This is a genomic window from Litoribrevibacter euphylliae (assembly GCF_042646085.1).
In the GTDB taxonomy this organism is placed as follows: domain Bacteria; phylum Pseudomonadota; class Gammaproteobacteria; order Pseudomonadales; family Litoribrevibacteraceae; genus Litoribrevibacter; species Litoribrevibacter euphylliae.
Map to the genome: position 1 here is coordinate 493,165 of NZ_JBHRSZ010000002.1, position 16,649 is coordinate 509,813.

Below are 16,649 nucleotides of genomic sequence, written 5' to 3' on the forward strand. Positions count from 1 at the left end.
AGCTTTTGGGCTGATCCATGAAACGTCATGGATCACCTTCTTAAAATAGGTATTAATGTTTCTTCAGTTTTTTAGCGCAGAATTGTTTACAGTCTCCGTTCGTCGGGTCTTTCTCTTTTTTTCTTTTATATTCACCATTGTGAACTAATTTAAGGAGTACTGAAGTATCAACAAGTTAGGGACTTTTTTTGATATTGATTATCAAAAGGGGCTCTTTTCCCCTGATTTTTAAGGATAACGGGGTATAAGAAAGATGGATGCACAACTTAATTCTTTGAATAAAGGCGTGGTCACTCCGATTCTCAAGACACTTAGCCAACACCTGAAGCTACCGGATCTCGCGGAGCTTTATTTACTGACCACCGCTGCTGTCAGCCTGAACCGACAGAGCCACATGTTCCAATTTGCGTCTGATACGTTTGGACTCTTCCGAATTACGGAAGCACAACACTTATCTCTTTGGGATGAACAGCTCGTCAAAGACCCGGACTTAGCATCGAAGATTCGAGGCCTTGCCAGTCAACACCAGTTCTTACAATCCCCTCACCAAGAGCTCAATATTAATCTTAACTACTCAACAGCTATTGCCGTGTTTGCACTCAGTCTCATGCCTAAAAGCTTCGAAGTGGGTTTAAGCCTTCACCAACAGATAGCATTAATTAATCAGGCCTTTCCCGGATTTAAAGGGATCAACAGACGAGAATGGCAACAAGCCAATGCGCGATTAAATACTCAGGATACAGAAACCTGTTTGTTATCTCCGTCGAAGCAGAACAACCCGGTTCCGGTATGTGCTTAATGTTCAGCACAAAACAAAGATAAGTTATCGGTTATCAATCAGGTCTCTTAGAAAAGTCGACCGATTAACTGTGGCAGCACGGTTTCCACTTTTTGAATGCGTTGCCCCAAGGTAACGGCCTCAAAACCCGCTTCAATCAGTTTATCCACTTCGTATTGGATAAAGCCGCCTTCCGGCCCTATCGCCAATACTAACGACTCGTCGATATCCCGAGGGCAAGTCTCCGAAACGTACGGATGTGCGACCAACGCCTTTTTCTCAGACACAACGGTTGGCAAACGATCCTCCACAAACGGTTTGAAACGCTTTTCCAACTGAATCGTCATCGGAACCGTATCAACCGCCTGTTCTAACCCTAACTGAACGTATTCATCCAACTGTTCTAGAAACGGCGATTGCCAATAACTTTTTTCAACACGGTAAGAGTTAATCAACACCAGATGTTCAACGCCCAGCGCAGTTAAGTTCTGAATAATACGACGTAGCATCTTTGGCCGAGGTAAAGCCAGAATGACGGTCAGAGGAAGTTTGTTAGGCGGGTTATGCGTCAGCTCCACAGTTAAACTGACGCGAAAGGATTGACCATCTTGCGTTGCTTCAATGACCTCACCATATCCCATCAAACCATTAAGCATACCAACTTTTAATCGTCGCCCCGGTTCGGCTTGATGCACTTGATGAATGTGCTTAGCTCGATAATCCGACAGTTCAATCAGAGAAGAACTGACAAAATCATGTTCTGTAATAAGAATCAGGTTCACCAGCTAAGCACTCGCAGGAAAGGCAATTAGTCTAAATGCAAAGAACGCTTTCTGTGCTCTGCTTTCTTGGCTTGTTTGATCGCTTTACGCTCTTCCATAGATACGCCAATGTGACCAATACCCTGCTCTTGGGCTAACGCCATTTGACGCTGACGATTACGAGCGCGTTCACGGGTGGTTTCATCGAGCGTATCGAAACAGCTTGGGCATGATACGCCGTCTTCAAATTTTTCAGAGGCTTTGTCTTCTTCTGAAACCGGCATACGACATGCGTGGCATAGCTCGAACTTACCTTTATCCAGGTTGTGATCAACCGTGACACGGTTGTCGAAAACAAAGCATTCACCTTTCCACATACTTTCTTCGGCAGGCACTTCTTCCAAATATTTAAGAATGCCGCCTTCCAGGTGATAAACCTCTTCAAAGCCTTCTTTTTTCATAAAGGCAGAGGCTTTTTCACAACGAATCCCGCCCGTACAAAACATAGCTACTTTCTTGTGCTTGGTTTTGTCGACGTTCTCACGAACATAGCCTGGGAATTCACGGAAGATCTTAGTGTCCGGGTTTACTGCGTGTTCAAAGGTACCCACTTCAACTTCGTAGTCGTTACGCGTATCCAACAAAAGTACGTCTGGATCAGAAATCAGGTCGTTCCAATCTTTCGGCTTAACATAGGTGCCAACCACTTCATTCGGGTCGATCCCATCAACACCCATGGTTACGATTTCTTTCTTAAGCTTAACTTTCATGCGGTAGAACGGCTGTGCTTCATCGAACGATTCTTTATGTTCTAGTTCAGCCAAACGCGGATCACTCTTCAGGTAAGCCAATAAGGCATCAATGCCTTCACGGGTACCCGCTACCGTACCGTTAATGCCTTCTTGAGCAAGCAGTAAGGTGCCTTTAATCTCATGCTCATCACAGAATGCTTTAAGCGGATCACGGATTTCTTGGTAATTGTCTAATGTCACGAAGCGATACATAGCCGCAACAACAATCGGCTGTGAAGAAGTTTGTTCAGTCATTTTCTAACTCAATCTAATGTTTTTGAAGTTCAACAGTTTTTGAAATTCAATCGTTCCTGAAATTCAATAGTTCTTGGAGTTGATAGGTTTTATGAAACACGCCAGCGCGTTAGTGTTGACCACTATTCGCTTACTGCTGATCGTGTTTACTTCCACCCATGCAATTTGGAGAGTCCGGTGCCGACTGCACCTGCTGGTACTCTTCCGGGGTATAGGTATGCAATGCCAGAGCATGGATGGTATCCATCACTTCGCCCAACACGCCATACACTTGCTGATGACGAGCAACTGAACGCTTGCCCTCGAATTTATCCGTAACCAACACCACTTTGAAATGCGACTCGGAACCGTCCGGTACATTGTGCATGTGGCTCTCGTTGAGAACTTCGAAATACTGAGGTTCAAAATTAGAACGAATTAACGCTTCGATTTGTGCTTGAATTTTCATAAGGGTCAGCCTGCTTATCACTCAGCCGTATATTGAAAGAGCGGCATTGTAGCAAAGCCAGGGATAGAGGCACAAATTTTTGCCTAATAGGGAGACCCAATCAAAGCCATTGCGCGTTGATTGGCCTCTACGGTGTATATGTAAAACGGACAAACGGTACATCAATGACAGACAATATCCTTCACTACGACACAACCCCACAACAAGAGACTCTGGATTACCAATCCAAACGCTTCACTCTATCTGACGGACGGCAATTGGAATACTTCGAGTTTGGCGACCCTTTGGGCATTCCGACTCTCTATCATCATGGTATGCCAGGTTCAGCGATGGAAGCAGCAGCCTTGCATGATGTATTTATTCAGCACGGATTAAAACTGATCAGCCCTAACCGCCCCGGCATCGGCTTTTCATCCAAAACCGAAAACTATTGCCTTGAATTGATCACGTCCGATACCAAAGAGCTGATGGATTACCTCGGGCATCAAAAAGTCTCCGTAATAGGCTGGTCGTCGGGTGGCGTTCCTGCGTTATGGCTGGCCAAATCTGCTACCGAGTACGTACAACAAGTGATTCTGCTAAGCAGCTACAGTCACTTCTCTGAACTGGAACAGGCCCCATTCCACCAAACTGGACAAGCCTCTTGGCTAAAGCGTGTGGTTTCCCGATTGCCACGGCTCAGTTTGCTATGCATGGCGATGGCCGGTTATTTGGCCAATAAACTGCCCAAGCTCTATTTCCAATTAATGATTCGTCAATGCCATGTACAAGACGTTGATATACTTCAAAGTTATCCACATTATGGCACCATGCTTTTAGAGGCTCAGCGCCAATCTTTTCGACAATCCAGTGCCAGCCTTTTTCATGATTTAGTCAGTCAATTTGAACAATGGCCGTTTCACTTAAGTAGCATAGATACCCCAGTAACCGTTTTTCAGGGCGACTGCGATCCCTTCGTTTCTGAGCGCATAGGCCAACACCTTGCCGATTGTTTGCCCAACGCTGAATACAACCTATTACACGGACAAGGCCATTTGTATTGGCTAGAGAAAAGCTTTCACTACCGGCTGGCCCGCCTTTGCCAAACCTGATCAATAGACCAAGAAAATCAGTAACTAAAGGCTGAAGAAGAGTTGCAAAAGGCCGATAAAGGAACTACTACTTTAAAATAATAAAACCCTTTTAAACGGGTCACGACACTCTTACTTGGTTGGTAAATATGGATGCAAAAACTGCCAAACTTCTGGCATCTGCGCTCGACCTCACTGAAAACGGCATCATGATCCTAGATCGATTAGATAAGGTGGTCTACAGCAATCAGATGGCCTCAGAATTATTTGGTTACGAAAAGGAAAATATCAAAGGGAAAGAATACGACGACCTGATTCGCCATGCCTATGAGGCACAACATGGCCTTTCTATTCAGGCAAGCGACATCGAAGAATGGTTATCTGAAGCCGTACTGCATCGCCGTACGGAAGTTTATCGCTCGTTTGAAGTAGACAGTCTCGACGGCCGTTGGTTTTTGATTGCAGAACAACTGTTGGAAGACGATCACCTTTGCCTCTTCTTCTTTGATCAAACTGGCGAAAAAGAAACGCAAGATGAACTGCAGCACTCCAAAACCTTACTAAATGAAGCCGCCAGTAACGACCTGATGACAGGTTTACTGAACCACAGAACCTTCGTGGATCGAGCTCGACAAGAAATCAGTCGCGGATACCGCGCAAACAAACCTACGGCTTTGTTATTGGTCGATCTATGTAAACTCAAAGACATCAACGATAAATTTGGATACCACGCTGGCGACCATTGCTTAATTCAAGTCGCCCACCATTTAACGGATCTATACCGCGACTATGACTTAATTGGCCGCCTCGATGGCGATGAATTCGCGGTGCTTTTGTCAGGCGCGACCTACGAAGATACAGATGTTATTGCGCATCGGACAAAGCATTTGTTTGAGCAGCTCGATCTGGAATTTGAAGGACGAGTTTTCCGCACCTCGGTTACCATAGGCGCACACGTTCTTGGACGATCTCAACTGCCCTTTGACCAGATGCATCACAACGCGGAAGAAGCATTACTGGAAGCTAAAGCACAAGGCAATGGCTCGGTCATACTTACTAAGTGAAGTATCAGAGCAAGTAAGCTTAAATAAGTACGTTTCATAAAAAATCCCGCGTCTACTATCGCAGCGCGGGATTTTTTGTACGTTCGATTTTAACAACCGACTCTTAACTCGCCTAGAAAACGTGAGCTAATTTCAAAGCAAACACAAAGGCCACTAACCAGACCGCCGCACTTACATCCTTGAATCGACCCGTCACTGCTTTACCAACCGCATAGGTGATAAATGCCAAACCAATACCATCTGCAATTGAGAAAGTCAGAGGCATACCAAGCGCGGCAACAAACACAGGAGCGGCTTCCGTTAAGTCGTCCCAGGTTACATGACGAAGCTCAGACATCATCAATACAGCTACATAAAGTAGTGCAGGCGCAGTTGCGTAAGAAGGAACCAAACCAGCAACGGGCGCGAAGAACAGAGCCAATAGGAACAACAAGCCAACTACAACAGCGGTTAAGCCAGTACGACCACCCTGAGCAATGCCTGAGGTACTTTCTACATAACTAGTAACCGTAGACGAACCAAGCACCGCACCGGCAACACTTGCACCTGAGTCCGCAACCATCGCTTTACCAACGTTCTCGATCTTACCGTCTTCATCAACTAAGTCGGCTTTTTGAGCTACTGCGAGTAACGTCCCAGAGGTATCAAACAAATCGACGAATACAAAAGCGAAGATGACCGAAATCATCGCGCCTTCCATCACGCGAGAGAAATCCATCTGCCAAAAAGTCGGAGCTACGCTTGGCGGAAGAGACACCAAACTACCCACTTCCTGACCTGTAATGGCGATAGAAATCGCAGTCACAATCAAAACACTCATCAACACATCGCCAGGTACTTTGCGATATTCAAGCGCAAGAATTAGGAACAAACCAACGGCCGCCAGCAATGGGCCTTTTTCCGTAAAATCACCCAAAGTCACGAACGTCGCCGGATGATCAACCACAATGCCAGCGTTCTTTAACGCAATAAGTGAAAGGAATAAACCGATACCCGCCGCAATACCAAAGCGTAAGTTCTTTGGAATGCTGTGCATGATCCACTCACGGACTTTGAAGGCACTCAAGATGAAGAAGATGATACCGGCGATAAACACCGCACCTAGTGCTTCTTGCCAGGTGTACCCCATAGAGCCACACACAGTGAAGGCGAAAAAGGCATTCAGTCCCATCGCGGGAGCCAGTGCAACCGGGAAGTTAGCTAACAACCCCATCAAAATACAACCAAAGGCTGCAGAAACTGCCGTGGCTGTGAATAGAGAGCCTTTATCCATACCTGTTACAGACAGAATGTCCGGGTTAACAAACAGGATGTAGGCCATCGTCAAGAAGGTGGTAAAGCCCGCTACTACTTCGGTCTTCACATTGGTGTTATGCGCAGATAATTTAAATAGTTTTTCCAACATAGCTCTTCGTCTTTTGGCGTAATTTTTATTAGATTAATCGAGTCTTATAGGGGTTAACAACACGGCAAACTCCTGACCAAACAGTCAGATTATGTACAATGAAAACTCAAGATACCAGTACTTATTTCTAATCAGCAACACTCGACCTTTGTCCATGGGCCTCATTTAGCAACAAAAAACGATACAAACTTAAAAGTTTCTAAAAAATAAAAATACCGTTTAAAATCAATCAGTTAAAAATAGTCATATCTTTTATATGTGTATCCAGTTCAGGGGATATTTTCCAACCGTCAGTTTTTTAAAATAATTTAATTTTGCATTCTTATAAGATTCGATAAATTTATCGTCATCACCCTGCCAATAGTCCGATGTTTTATTGGCCATAGTGACATTGGCACCCTGCATATCCATCAAGAAAAATTCAAAGAGATAGGGTTGGATTTTTCTAGCTCAGACAAGGTTTTTGCAACATCATTTTCCATTAAACACTTCATAAAGGAATTAAGCCGAACACAGCTTGCGGAACCTCTGCAGCAGCTTGACCACTGCATTCTATTTCAGGAAGGTAACGAGCACCTGAACAAATCCTCTCTGAACAAGCCCTTCTCTGTTCAGGTTTTAAAAGTCTTAACGAGTTCTGACAAACCATCCACATCGGAAGACATCGACGAAATACACTCCGCACCTTCAATCGAGGCATCATTGGTCTGTGCCGCAAGGTCATTAATGCTTGCCAAAGTAGTATTCATCTCATCGCTGACACTGGATTGCTCTTCAGCGGAACTGGCAATTTGCGTGTTCATGGAATTCATCATCGAGACGGATTCATTAATATCATTGAGCACCTGACTCATTAAGCCTGCTTTCTCGACGCTCGTTTCGGCTTTGCTACGACCACTGTTCATCACCTGCGTAGCTTTGGACGCTCGAGTCTGCAAGGTTTCAATCATCTCTTCGATTTCCTGAGTCGACTGTTGAGTCCTGGAAGCCAACGCCCTAACTTCGTCGGCTACCACAGCAAAGCCACGACCTTGCTCGCCTGCCCTAGCTGCTTCAATCGCGGCATTCAGTGCCAACAAGTTGGTTTGTTCTGCAATGCCCTGAATCACACCAACCACCGTGCCTATGCTACTGATTGCGTCTTGCAGTTGCGAAATCACTTCCGATGCATTCATCACTTCTTCCGCCAATTGATTAATCGATCCTTTGGCGTCGTTGACTACTTGCTGGCCTGTAGTGGCATTGGCATCGGCCTTTTCTGCAACACTTCTCGCTTGTTCTGTATTGTCAGCCACTTCATGAATTGTGGCGACCATCTCATGCATGGAGTTAGCCACCATCTCAATTTGATTGCGTTGCTCTTGAATTGCTTCGGACGTTCTTTGAGTAATTTCTTTGGTACTCTCCATGCCATCATGCACACGACCAGACACCACTTTCACCTGAGTAATGAGTTGCTGAAGATTCCCTAAAAACTCATTAAAGCCGGAAGCCAATTGCCCCAACTCATCGGATGATTTCACACGGAGCCGCTTGGTCAGATCGCCCTGCCCAGACGCCATCTCATTGGTATGCTCAATCATCTTGTTAATCGGAGTGGTAACCATCTTCGGAAAGATCATCATAACTGCGATGCAAATTAAGATACCGATGACTAAGGCGATAATAATTTTGATGGTAGATTCTTCACTTAGCTTATGAGCCAACTTTTCAGTTTCTTCCACTTCTTCCGATAAGCGATTTACATAGTCGTCCAATTCGGTTCGCAATGCGTTAAAGGCATCACTGGCCTCACCAAAGCTCAAGCCCATGGCCGTGCTTCGTCCCTGCCGAGTGTTAGAAGCACGCTCTGACATCACTTCTTTGGTCAGATCCGACCACTTCTCATGCGCTTTTAACATGGAATCCAAAGACGCCAGGGATGTCGGATCGTCAACCATGGCTTTAACTTTGGAGATTCGTTCCGCCACTTGCGCAATGTTCTCATTGTGCGCAGCCTGTACTTCTTGAAAACGATTGTCCCGAACATTTAAAAACAAGGCGCTTCGTTCAGCAGTTGCAGCCTGATACAAATCCCGATCAGCATTTAAAAGGAGGTCAATTTGAGGAAGATAAGACTTCGCCAACAGTTGATTGCTTTTTGACAACGCCAACGACTGGCTGATGGACACCCCGGCCAATGCCAGAAGAATTACCACCATAATCAATAAGGGAATGGATACCTTATATTTGAATAAGAGATTGTTGAACCAGTTCATCTCCCTTCTCCTTGAACCTATCGCCCTTCCATATGAATTCGAGCTATTGTATCGCTTCCAATTCATCCAAATTGATACCAATTGTCATGGCACCGATGGCTTTGCCGGACTCCATTACAGGCACTGAGATCTGAACCAAATACGCCTGAGCACTGTCATCGAACTCAACGTCCCCAACATGGACTGCACCCATACCGTTTTTGAATGAATCGGTAAACTTGGCTTCATCGCCCTGCCAATAGTCCGAAGTCTTATTGGTCATCGCAACATTTGCGCCTTGGTTGTCCATCAAGAAAAGTTCAAAAAAATAAGGTTGAGAACTCTCTAACGACATCATCTTCTTCGCAGCATCGTTTTCCATAAGCGTTTTCATAAAAGGCGAAACCCGACTGTCTCCACGCCATTCATTGTCCCTACTCTTGATTTCATCGAGAGACATGCCTTTGGCATTCTGTGTTTTGACCGCTTGAACCAATTCCGGGGTCATGCCCCAGTCTTTGAGAGAAGGGATTAAATCGAGTACGGATTGCGGGACATCTTCAGCAAAGGCCTGACCAACCCACAGTACACAAACAACAAAAGAGTGCATGAAAAGTGCTACAGCCCTACGCACTTGGAACATTGAAATCAGTTTCATCTCAAACTCCTTGATTTCCATGAGGTGTTTTAAAAGCCTAGCCACTGACTATTTTTTGTCCAACCATCAATACTTCTTCGATGCGTGAAATTAAAAAAGGCCCGAGTCTCAGAAAGTTCTGAGTCTCGAGCCTTTTTCATGAGTTGAGACACCGCGTAGTCATGCGGCTAACGTTATGGCATCGGGCTTACTCTAAGCGTTGATGTTCAGTGACTCTCTGCTTTTGTTTCATTTTTTGGTTTACAGCGTTGATCTTTTTCTTCAATCGTTTCTGCGAAAACCACACGGTGAGTAACACCAGCGGTGCCGCAATACCAATAATGAGCTTATGATCCAAATCGACGCTGGCCAAATGGCTTGCACCTAACATCAAGTCGAACAAAGCCAATAGATAGTAGCTGATTGCCGCTACCGACAAGCCTTCAACCGTCTGCTGCATGTACAGCTGGAGCTTGCTTCGACGATCCATTGATTTCAGCAAATACTGATTCTGCTGCTCAATCACCATATCAATTCGAGTACGCAACAACTCACTGGCACGATCCACTCGACGCGAAATAGTGTCCATGCGGTCACTGGTCGCCTGACAAGTTCTGAAGGCCGGTGTCATTCGACGGGTTAAGAACTCAGTCATGGTTAACAGGCCGGACACTTCCTCTTCACGCAGTTCTTTCAGCCTCGACATCACCAATTGGTAATAAGCATTGGTGGCAGAGAAACGGTAACTGTTTGAAGAAATAATCCATTCAATCTGAGCCGATACCTTGGACAGCTTACCCAGCAAACGTTTTTCGTCTTCCACACCCTGAATGTCAGAAATTTCCTGCGTGACTTCCGCCAATTCTTTTTCCAGATCTGTCAGATCTTGATTTAGTGAACGCGCTTTCGGTAGTCCTAATAACGCCATCGAGCGGTAGGTTTCCAATTCCAGCAAACGACGTAACAAACGCCCGGCTTGACACTGATTCAGGGTGCGATTGTAGACCAGGACACGTCCAAAGCCATCGCTGTGTGGACGCAAGGGTGTCCATAATCGAGCTTGGTTGGAATCCACGACACAACCAATCAAACGATGACCTTCGAAGTAATCGTGTAATTCATTCAGAGAAGGGATTTCGGTGGGCTCATCCAGCATTTCAATATGCACAGCCGCGACAACTTCGCCTGGTACACCAGCGACCCAATCCGCCGGTAAAGTCGCCAACGCCGATTGCTCGAAAGGCGTCCCCGGTTCAATGGAGCGAATCACCGTATAAGTACAAAACTCGGTATGGGCTTCCCAACGAACCTCAAAAGAACCAAAGTTCTGATAGTAGCAGTTCACAGAATCCGCAGGCGGATTTACGCCGTAACGAGCACATAGGTTCAATACATGTTGATGGGCAGACAGCTTGCCCTCTTCATCGTACAAGCAAACAAAATGAGAAACGCGAACCGGCGTTTTAATAACCGGAAATGGTCGTGTATGAAGCTCGTCATAGAGCTGATGGCGATCAGCATGCCAAGTTAAGCCAAACCCCAATGGCTTGGACTCATTACCAGCCGCCGTGTCTGTAGCCCGTTCTGAAGCCACTGTTTCCGGGTTGTTTTGAATCTCTAGGTCTTCCACCATAGTCATAGTTATGTTCCGTCGTAATTATCGATCTAACCATCTCTCGGACATCCCGGTACTTCTAACGGTACCTTTATTTAAAGGCTGGCAACTTTACCACAAAACCCTGTTCAAACCACTTGATCGGCATCAGCATCTCTCATCACATATTTAAGCCCGTATTTGCGGTATTGTCTTGAGCGTCCCGAAAATGACACTCTGAGTAAGATAAGGCGGGTTTGACATACAAAGAGCCAACTTCTAATTTCATCATAAGAAGTTAGCTACATGTGAGCTAAGCCAAAGAGAGCAAAGAATGAGCGAAACTGAACAATTGCTGGACCCAACAACTAATCGAGCACTGATGGACATTGCCCATGAGTTGTTTGCCGAAAGAGACGTATCGGCTCTCTGTGAAAAAGTTCTGACCCGAGCGCAGCAATTAACTCACGCCGATGGTGGTACCCTTTATATCACCAACCCAATTCGTCCCAAGGCGTTGGAATTCGCCATCGTTAACAACACCTCATTAAACATCTATCAAGGTGGCGTCTCCGGCAACCGGGTACAATTTACCCCATTGCCACTTTATGATTCCTTTAACTGTGAACCCAACATGGCTACCGTTGCAACTCGTGCTGCACATACACGAGAGCTGATCAATATCTCGGACGTCTATGACGATGAGGATCAACACAAAGGCACAACGCAGATTGATGAGCAATCCAAGTACCATACTGAATCCGTGTTAGCACTTCCGCTCATAAATCAGGCCAGTCAACTCGTGGGAGTACTTCAGTTAATCAATGCTCAGGACACCGAAGGCAAAGTCATTCCATTTGATCAAAAAAGTGAACTTATTCTTCAAGAGTTAGGGCGTTTCGCTGCGGTCGCCCTGGATCAACAACTGCAAATTAACAGTCAACGGGAATTGTTGGCCGAATTGTCGTCCTTTTCTTCACCTCACACCTTGTTGCCAAAGATTTTAAAAGAAGCGCAATCGCTTACCATGGCCGATGCCGGTACGATTTATCTGATGGAAGATGAAGAAACCGAGCCCAAGCTACGTTTCTCGGTCATTCACAATAAAACACTTAAGATAAATAAGAACCTGTTAGGTTCTGACGAGCAAAGTAACTTCAATGCCATCTTGTTGAAGAATGAGCAAGGCGAAGACAACCTTCTTAACGTTGCCAGTTATTGTGCTAATACCAAGCAAATGGTGAACATTGAAGACGCCTATGAAAGCACCGAGTTCTGCTTTGACGGCACCAAGGCCTTTGATGAATCGACCGGATATCGTTCCCAATCATTTCTGACCTTGCCACTGTTGAATCACAATAATGATGTGATTGGTGTGCTCCAACTGATTAATGCAAAGCACCCCAAAACCAAAGAGACCATTCCGTTTTCAAAACATATAGAGCCGCTAATTAAAGGCTTGTCGACATACGCTGCTATTGCATTGAATAACCAGATTTTACTCCAAGATCACAAAAACCTTCTGGATGCTTTTATCAAATGCATTGCTCAAGCCATTGACGCCAAGTCACCTCACACTTCAGCGCATTGTCAGCGAGTCCCCCTGCTAATGGAGTTGATTGCACAAGCTGCGTGTGAAGATGATGCCGTATTCAGAGATTTCAACTTGAATGAAGATGAGTGGTACGAGCTCAGAGTATCAGCCTGGATGCACGACTGCGGCAAGCTTGCTACGCCGGATACGGTACTTGAGAAGTCCACCAAACTGCACACCATGCAAGATGGCATTGATTTAGTACTGGCACGTTTAGGAACCCTAGATAAAGGGCCTACACTCACAAATGGCCAAACCACTCTGTCCCATGAAGAAATCAAAGAAATTGCGGAATTCCTGACAAGCGCCAATAAAGGTGGGGAATTCATGAAAGAAGCCGATCAAGATCGGGTTAAAGAGTTAGCCAATATTCAATGGTATGACCTGGACGGAACCCCCCATCCATTGCTTAGCGATTTTGAAGTCATGAATCTATGTATTCCCAAAGGCACCTTGTCTGTCGATGAGAGGAAGATCATTAACAACCACATGCAAGTCACCATTGATATGCTGGAATCTCTGCCCTTCCCTAAAAAGCTGCGTCGTGTTCCTGAATTTGCTGGCGGACATCATGAAAAAATGGATGGTTCAGGCTTTCCAAAAGGCCTTACACGAGAACAAATGTCGTTACCGGCACGTATGATGGCCATTGCTGATATTTTTGAAGCCCTGACCGCGCGTGATCGCCCATACAAGCCCCCTATGCCAATCAGCCAGGCATTAAGAATCTTACGAAACATGAAAGACAGTAATCATATCGATCCGGATCTGTTTGAACTCTTTGTTCGCTCAAAAGTCTGGGAAAAATACGCAGACATGGTGTTATTGCCAGAACAGAAGGATATTGAATCGGGACAAGAATATCTCAACTAGAGACACATCTATCCCGTTGATATTGCAGTGAATTCGCCTCTATATCAGTAGGATCCTGCTGCTAACACAAAAAATCTCCCATCGATTCCTTATATTTTGTAGGAATGTTACTCAAACAACATTGGGAGATTGCTGCGTTCATCTGTATACCCGCAATTAAACTACAGCTCCAGAAAGTCTCAACTATAGTAAATTGGAGTGTTCAAATCTGTCTATCTTTGGCATGTGAATTTAATGAATGATTCGGTTCTAGAGAACCTCTGAATAAGCAAGCTATTGGAATGAGGATGACTTCAACTGTGCCACAGGAACCGTCCGTACAGGAATACAAGGTTCAATCGCTGCTGCCCTATTATTCGCAAGTGGATAATTTTTCCATAGTTATCAACCTGTCGGACTATTCTGTCATTTCCATTGCCTGCTCAGAACAAAGCCTTCAGAAGTGTCTATCGTCCTTCGTTCATGCGTCTTTGTTTGAGCTTATCCCTGAGCTCAAAAACTATCAGCAAGATTTATCCAACAACCTTAAAGAGCAAACGTTTTATACCGTCCTTGAAACCACCACATGTCATCTGGTGGTGAATGCAAACACTATCGTTACCGACGAAGTCAAAGAACCTCAGGCCTTACTGCACATTAGCGTGCCTGAACCTAAAACGGATTGCTCCTTTATTTATTTATTATCGAGGGCCTTGGAGGCCGCTCATCATGGCATCATCATTTCAGATGCCCGTCTGCCCGATCAGCCAGTCATTTACTGCAATCAAGCATTTACCATATTAAGCGGCTATGAAACCCATGAAATTCTGGGAAAGAACTGTCGCTTTCTGCAAGGTACAGATAGGGATCAACGTGGTGCAGACATCGTCAGACAGAGCATTGCTGAAGGCAAAGAATGCCAAACCGTTCTGCGCAATTATAAAAAAAACGGTGAAATGTTTTGGAATGAATTGACCATCTCCCCCGTATTCGATGGTCATGGTGATGTCACTCACTACATAGGGATTCAATACAACATCACAGATCAAATGCTGGTAGAAGGAGCCTTAAAAGAATCCGAAAAGCGTTACCGCACATTATTTGAAACCAATGTTGATGGCATTGCCTATTACGATCTGGAAGGAAACTGTATTGATGCTAACGAAACCTACTGCCACATGCTCGGTAAACGCTGGGAAGATGTGGTCGAAAGTACTTCAGAAAACATCACACCGAAACATTGGCACACCATTGATAGACGCATTCGTGAAAGCCAACTTAAAAACGCACTGCATTGCCAGGAATATGAAAAAGAACTGATTCGTAACGATACGGAAGTGTTTCCGGTCAATGTTCGACAATGCCTGCACCTCAATGAACACGGACAACCTATCGCATTTTGGCTACTGATCCGGGATATCAGTCGTCAGAAAGAAACCCTTGAGAAGCTGGAACACAGCCGTCAACTGCTCAATGAGACGGGAAAATTAGCCAAAGTCGGCGGCTGGGAAATGCTTGAAGATCAGAGCATCTATCTCACTCAAGAAGCCGTCGCTATTTTAGGATTTCACTCCGACCGAACTCACCTCACTGACCTCAGCTCACTTTTTATTGATGAACAGAAACTGTTGTTCAGAAAATCGGTGGAAATCACCTATGAAACCGAAGAACCATTGGATATCACCTTACAAACCACGCACTCAGACACACCACAATTTTTGAGAGTTCAGGGACACATCAAAGTTGATGAAGGCTCTCGTACTATCGTAGGCGCTGTCCAAGACATCACTGAAACTAAAGTGACTCAAGACAAACTCATTGAACATGAATCTCATTTAAAATACCTCGCGCACCACGATGCCCTCACCGGCTTGCCCAATAGGCTTTTATACAATGACCGTGTGACACACGCGATAATGCGAGCAAAGCGAGAGAACCATAAAGTCGCCGTTTTGTTGCTCGACCTGGATCGCTTTAAGGTGATTAATGACAGCTTAGGCCATGATATTGGTGATCGTTTTCTGAAGAGCATCGCCAGCCGTGCAAGCTTAGCCATTCGTGAATCCGATACTTTCGCTCGCCTCGGCGGCGATGAGTTTGTCGTCTTACTGGAAGGTATTCACGATACTCAAGACGTTGTGACCGTCACCCAAAAACTGCAAACCGCTATTTCACTGCCCATCCAGGTTGAAAATCATAACCTCCACAGCTCTGCCAGTATTGGTATCGCCATGTACCCTGAGGATGGCAAGCATGTGGATGAGCTATTGAGATGCGCCGATGCCGCAATGTATCGAGTTAAAGATCAGGGCAAAAATAATTTTCAGTTTTATACCAAGGAAATCAATCACCGCGCCGTTGAGTTGTTAGTGCTTGAAAATGACATGCACAAAGCCATCGAAGAAAAGGAATTCCTGCTTCACTATCAACCTCAAATCTCATTGGAAAACAACGCCATTATTGGTTTAGAGAGTCTGGTGCGATGGCATCACCCGGAGAAAGGGATGATTTCACCTGGCGACTTCATTCCACTGGCAGAAGAAAGCGGCATGATTATGGAACTGGGAGAATGGGTGCTGATGGAATCCTGCCGTCAAGCCAGAGAGTGGCTGGATATAGGCTATGACTTTGGCAAGATTGCAGTAAACCTTTCAGCCAAACAATTCCACCGTTCCAACATCGTGGCTCAGGTAAAAGAAGCCCTAAAAACCTATAACCTTCCGCCCGACAATTTGGAGCTCGAGATCACAGAAAGTATTGCCATCGAGAACATTGATATCACCATCGAAACACTTAAAGAGCTCAAAGCCCTTGGCATACATCTCGCGATTGACGATTTTGGAACCGGCTATTCCTCCTTAAGTTATTTGAAACGCTTCTCCATCGACAAACTTAAAATTGACAAAAGCTTTGTAGATGACATTCTTACCGACGATGGCGGGGCCGCAATCGCAACCTCAACCATAGCCTTAGCTCACCAAATGGGTCTGAAAGTCATCGCCGAAGGCGTAGAGACGCAAGATCAATGCACGTTCCTTAAAGAACACGACTGCGATGAAGCTCAGGGTTACCATATTTCCCGCCCGCTCAGTAGCAAGGATGCCCAGAAGTTTTTTGATTCCTACTCACACAGCTCTTAATGGGCTCTGAATATTGACCTCAA

At 45.3% G+C, this 16,649-nt stretch carries 12 protein-coding genes; 5 read left to right on the top strand and 7 right to left on the bottom strand.

Annotated elements, in window-relative coordinates; all coding sequences use genetic code 11:
- Positions 1–253: 253 nt before the first annotated feature.
- The gene (locus tag ACFOEK_RS03945) at positions 254–799 is read left to right on the top strand and encodes a hypothetical protein (protein WP_386716468.1); all 546 of its coding nucleotides are present in this window, start codon (positions 254–256) and stop codon (positions 797–799) included.
- Positions 800–846: 47 nt separating this feature from the next.
- On the opposite strand, the gene ACFOEK_RS03950 is transcribed toward ACFOEK_RS03945, so the two are convergent.
- From ACFOEK_RS03950 to ACFOEK_RS03960, 3 genes are all read right to left on the bottom strand, one after another.
- The gene (locus ACFOEK_RS03950; protein WP_386716470.1) at positions 847–1,560 is read right to left on the bottom strand and encodes a 16S rRNA (uracil(1498)-N(3))-methyltransferase; all 714 of its coding nucleotides are present in this window, start codon (positions 1,558–1,560) and stop codon (positions 847–849) included.
- Between the two features lie 26 nt (positions 1,561–1,586).
- Positions 1,587–2,585, bottom strand: coding sequence for an oxygen-dependent tRNA uridine(34) hydroxylase TrhO (gene trhO, locus ACFOEK_RS03955; protein WP_386716473.1), 999 nt, complete (start codon positions 2,583–2,585; stop codon positions 1,587–1,589).
- Positions 2,586–2,715: 130 nt separating this feature from the next.
- Positions 2,716–3,033 (bottom strand): BolA family protein, encoded by a 318-nt coding sequence (locus tag ACFOEK_RS03960; RefSeq protein ID WP_386716476.1) that lies wholly within the window; start codon positions 3,031–3,033, stop codon positions 2,716–2,718.
- 164 nt (positions 3,034–3,197) lie between these two features.
- Between ACFOEK_RS03960 and ACFOEK_RS03965 the strand changes: the two genes are divergently transcribed.
- Together ACFOEK_RS03965 and ACFOEK_RS03970 are read left to right on the top strand one after the other, a co-directional pair.
- Positions 3,198–4,124, top strand: a complete 927-nt coding sequence (locus ACFOEK_RS03965) for an alpha/beta fold hydrolase (RefSeq protein ID WP_386716479.1) — start codon at positions 3,198–3,200, stop codon at positions 4,122–4,124.
- 128 nt (positions 4,125–4,252) lie between these two features.
- Positions 4,253–5,167 (top strand): sensor domain-containing diguanylate cyclase, encoded by a 915-nt coding sequence (locus tag ACFOEK_RS03970; RefSeq protein WP_386716482.1) that lies wholly within the window; start codon positions 4,253–4,255, stop codon positions 5,165–5,167.
- Positions 5,168–5,279: 112 nt separating this feature from the next.
- On the opposite strand, the gene ACFOEK_RS03975 is transcribed toward ACFOEK_RS03970, so the two are convergent.
- The 4 genes from ACFOEK_RS03975 to ACFOEK_RS03990 form a co-directional block, all read right to left on the bottom strand.
- Complete coding sequence (locus ACFOEK_RS03975; protein WP_386716486.1) at positions 5,280–6,572, bottom strand: NCS2 family permease; 1,293 nt, start codon at positions 6,570–6,572, stop codon at positions 5,280–5,282.
- A gap of 611 nt (positions 6,573–7,183) precedes the next feature.
- Positions 7,184–8,830, bottom strand: coding sequence for a methyl-accepting chemotaxis protein (locus ACFOEK_RS03980; RefSeq protein ID WP_386716489.1), 1,647 nt, complete (start codon positions 8,828–8,830; stop codon positions 7,184–7,186).
- A gap of 43 nt (positions 8,831–8,873) precedes the next feature.
- The gene (locus ACFOEK_RS03985) at positions 8,874–9,467 is read right to left on the bottom strand and encodes a cache domain-containing protein (RefSeq protein WP_386716492.1); all 594 of its coding nucleotides are present in this window, start codon (positions 9,465–9,467) and stop codon (positions 8,874–8,876) included.
- Positions 9,468–9,654: 187 nt separating this feature from the next.
- Positions 9,655–11,085, bottom strand: coding sequence for a DUF3422 family protein (locus ACFOEK_RS03990; RefSeq protein WP_386716495.1), 1,431 nt, complete (start codon positions 11,083–11,085; stop codon positions 9,655–9,657).
- Between the two features lie 289 nt (positions 11,086–11,374).
- Here ACFOEK_RS03990 and ACFOEK_RS03995 point away from each other — a divergent pair, with 289 nt between their 5' ends.
- Both ACFOEK_RS03995 and ACFOEK_RS04000 read left to right on the top strand, forming a co-directional pair.
- Positions 11,375–13,507, top strand: a complete 2,133-nt coding sequence (locus ACFOEK_RS03995) for a GAF and HD-GYP domain-containing protein (protein WP_386716498.1) — start codon at positions 11,375–11,377, stop codon at positions 13,505–13,507.
- Positions 13,508–13,794: 287 nt separating this feature from the next.
- Positions 13,795–16,626, top strand: coding sequence for a sensor domain-containing protein (locus ACFOEK_RS04000; RefSeq protein WP_386716501.1), 2,832 nt, complete (start codon positions 13,795–13,797; stop codon positions 16,624–16,626).
- The last annotated feature ends 23 nt before the right edge of the window (positions 16,627–16,649 follow it).